Source organism: Succinivibrio sp. (assembly GCF_045124615.1).
Taxonomy (GTDB): domain Bacteria; phylum Pseudomonadota; class Gammaproteobacteria; order Enterobacterales; family Succinivibrionaceae; genus Succinivibrio; species Succinivibrio faecicola.
Genome location: NZ_JBGVMC010000347.1, coordinates 1 through 3,611, shown reverse-complemented (window position 1 = coordinate 3,611; position 3,611 = coordinate 1). Strand labels below are relative to the sequence as shown.

At 32.2% G+C, this 3,611-nt stretch carries 2 protein-coding genes and 1 pseudogene; all 3 read left to right on the top strand.

Annotation, left to right across the window (positions count from 1 at the left end; all coding sequences use genetic code 11):
- Window positions 1-247 (top strand): annotated as a pseudogene (locus tag ACJML3_RS09200) (tRNA 2-thiocytidine(32) synthetase TtcA); the annotation flags it as partial.
- Window positions 248-420: 173 nt separating this feature from the next.
- The gene (locus ACJML3_RS09195; protein ID WP_406022587.1) at window positions 421-2,535 is read left to right on the top strand and encodes an acyltransferase family protein; all 2,115 of its coding nucleotides are present in this window, start codon (window positions 421-423) and stop codon (window positions 2,533-2,535) included.
- Window positions 2,536-2,589: 54 nt separating this feature from the next.
- The gene (locus ACJML3_RS09190; RefSeq protein ID WP_406022585.1) at window positions 2,590-3,507 is read left to right on the top strand and encodes a manganese-dependent inorganic pyrophosphatase; all 918 of its coding nucleotides are present in this window, start codon (window positions 2,590-2,592) and stop codon (window positions 3,505-3,507) included.
- The last annotated feature ends 104 nt before the right edge of the window (window positions 3,508-3,611 follow it).

The following is a 3,611-nucleotide window of genomic DNA, read 5'->3' as shown; positions in this document are numbered from 1 at the left end:
CAGAGAACGTGATCTGATTACTTTATCAAAGATTAAAAACTACCCTGTTCTGCCAAAGGGGCTGTGCGGTTTTGGTGAAGATCAGCAAAGAAGTGCTATGAATAAGATGATAAAGCAGTGGGATAAGGAATATCCAAAACGTGCAGATATCGTATTCAAGGCTCTAAAGAATGTTGCCCCTTCCCATCTTCTAGATAAAGAGCTATTTGATTTTACAAAAATATCTAATGGGCCAAAGGTAAAATGACTGAGATTTCAATTAAGTTCAATGTTCCAACTCTAGGAAGATTTAAATTTCACTTTTGATGAGATGTCATTTTTTATAAAATATAAAATTATGAAATTTGATTTATGAAGATAAGAATTTCATTTCCTAGCTAAATATTATTTTATTCCATCTAAATTCAAGGAAAATCAGCTATGATTGCAAATATGCTCAAATGTTTTAAAGAGCAATCTAAACAAGAATATCGATCTGATATTGATGGATTAAGAGCTATTGCCTGCATAAGCGTCGTTATTTTTCATGCTTTTCCTGAATATTTAAAAGGTGGCTTTGTCGGTGTCGACATATTCTTTGTTATATCAGGATATCTGATATCCTCTATCATTTATAGAAATCTGTTTGATATTGAAAATCCAGGTAAGTTACATCTTATCGATTTCTACATAAAACGTGTAAGACGAATTTTTCCTGCACTGATTACAATACTTTGCACAACTTTAATTCTAGGATACTTTGTACTTCTTCCTGAAGAATATATGCTACTTGGAAAACATGTTTTTGGTGGTTCTCTATACATCAATAACATAATGCTATTTTTTGAAAGTGGCAGTTATTTCAATCCTGAATCAAATGCTAAGCCATTACTACACTTATGGTCATTAGGTGTTGAGGAGCAGTTTTATTTAATCTTTCCAATTTTCTTATGGATAATCTATAAAACAAGACAGAATTTTATTCTTGTACTTACTATATTTACTATTACTTCTTTTGCTCTTTGTAAGATTGAAATATCAAACCACAATCAATCTGCAGCATTTTATCTACCGTGGTGTAGATTTTGGGAATTATCCATAGGAGCAATACTCTCATATATTGTTTTCTACAAAAAAGATTTTATAAACAATATAAAATGTCTCTTAGAAAAAGTAGTCATAAAAAGAGTTTTATTCAAAAATGCCAATGCTCAAGTAAATGAAAATATTCTGAACAATATTCTTTCCATTATTGGCTTGACTCTTATTATTATCGCTATAGCTACAATAAAGAACAATTATAAATTTCCAGGAACAAAAGCTCTCCTTCCTGTTTTGGGTGCAATATTTATTATTGCAGCTGGCAAAAAAGCATTCATAAACAGATACATTCTTTCAAATCGAATTTTTGTGTTTTTGGGATTAATTAGCTATCCATTATATCTATGGCATTGGCCTCTTCTTTCATTTGCATATGTATGTGACAATTTTGAACCTAAAGCCTGGATAAAAATCATAGCTATAATAGCTGCAATTGGTCTTTCCATATTGACTTATTTATTTATAGAACCACCTTTAAGATATGGAAAAAGAAAGATATTTAGCCTTATTTTTTTATTGTCATCATTATATTGTATTGGCTTTATAGGATTTATTATTACCATTTCTCTTCAAAAAGAATACAAATATGAAGAAGAGAAAAACAGCACATTATCAGCAGAACTTCTTAAAAGAGAAAATGAGTGTCAGTTAAAATTCAATAAATGGAATATAAAAACAGATATTCCAAACTTCTGGTTTTATATAATTTCATGTAAAATGAAATCTACAGAGGATAATATTGCTTTAATAGGAGATTCGCATGCTGGCACCTATTATTTAGGTATGGCAAATTTATTTCCTGACAGAAAAATATCTGTTTTTCCTGAAGAAAATGCAGCCCCTTTTTATGATGTCAGAACAGGTGCTCGTGATACTGAACCATTCAGAGAAAACTACAAGAACATAAATAAAGCTCTTGACTATATAAGAAACAATAATAGCTATAAGGTTGTTATACTTGCTCATACCCCATTATCATCATATTATGATACAGAATATATGGGAACAGACATCAATCTTCCTTATTCGAAAGCAAATTCTTTTCCTACATTAAAAATAGCAATTAAAAAAACTGTAGATAAACTATTATCTTCTGGCAAAAAAGTAATTTTTACTCTAGATAATCCTGCTTTACCAAATAGAAAAACTAATTGTGTATATAGACCTATTACAATTTCTTTCAAACCTAAATGTGAATTTGACAAGCAATTCTATACAAACACAATTGAAATTCAGGAATATAACCGTTTTATAAAAAATCTAATAAATACTGATTATCCTGATGGCAATGTTGACTTCGTTGATTTAGCACAAATTTTGTGTGATGAAAATAAGTGTTATGAGGGAATTAATAATAAGCCTCTTTACAAAGATCAGAATCACGTAAATCAGGAAGGATCAAATCTTGTTGCCCCCAAAATTATACAAAAAATCGATAAAATGTTAGCTAACTAACTTTTCTTGATATAATACACAAAAAATTTTTGAACATATTTGAGGAAATATTTGATGAGCGCATTAGTTTTAGGTCATAAGAATCCTGATACAGACTCAATCGTTGCTGCATTAGCTTATGCACACGTATTAAACGCAAGAGGAATTGAGGCTACTGCAGTAGCTCAGGGCGAAGCTGCTCCTGAGACACAGTTTGTTTTAGACAAATTCAATCTTAAGGCACCTTCAGTTGTAAATTCTGTAGCTGGTAAGGATGTTTATCTTGTAGACTACTCTGATCTTGCTCAGGCACCTGTTGATTTCAAGGATGCAAAGTTACTTGGTATCGTTGATCACCACAAACTAGGTGATGTTACATCTGATTCACCTCTTGAGTGCTGGATTCAGCCATACGGCTGTTCAAATACTGTAATTAAGATGGTTGCAGATTTCTACAATGTATCAATTCCTGCAGATATGGCAGGTGCTATGGTATGTGCAATCCTATCTGACACTGTATTATTCAAGAGCCCTACCTGCACTGAATATGACAAGAAGGCTGTTGAAGAATTATCAAAGATTGCAGGTATTAACGATGTTGAAGCTTTAGGCATGGAAATGTTCAAAGCAAAGTCAAATCTTGATGCATCTGCACGTGATTTAATCTTCCGTGACTTCAAAGACTTTGACATGGGTGGCAAGAAGATAGGCATCGGTCAGTTAGAGCTTATTTCTCTATCAATGGTTACCCCTGAATTAAAGGCATCTTTAGTTGCAGAGTTAAATGCTGTTAAAGCTGAAGGTCGTCACTCTGCAGTATTAGTACTGACAGACATCATGAAGGAAGGCTCAGAGCTTTTATTAGCATCAGATGATGAGAATACAATCATCAATGCTCTTGGTACAAAGAAGGCTGATGTTATGTGGATGCCAGGTGTAATGAGCCGTAAAAAGCAGGTTGTACCACCACTGCAGGCAGCTTTCAAAGCTTAATTAGCTTTTCATCATAAACTGATACTTAATATATAATATCAGTATTAAAAAGATTGACTGGATTTAGAATTATCTAACCAGTCAATTTTGTCATAATGTATTGT

Bases quoted from the DNA above. Each gene is read 5' to 3' on its own strand.
- ACJML3_RS09195 (WP_406022587.1), top strand. From the start codon at position 421: ATGATTGCAAATATGCTCAAATGTTTTAAAGAGCAATCTAAACAAGAA.
- ACJML3_RS09190 (WP_406022585.1), top strand. From the start codon at position 2,590: ATGAGCGCATTAGTTTTAGGTCATAAGAATCCTGATACAGACTCAATC.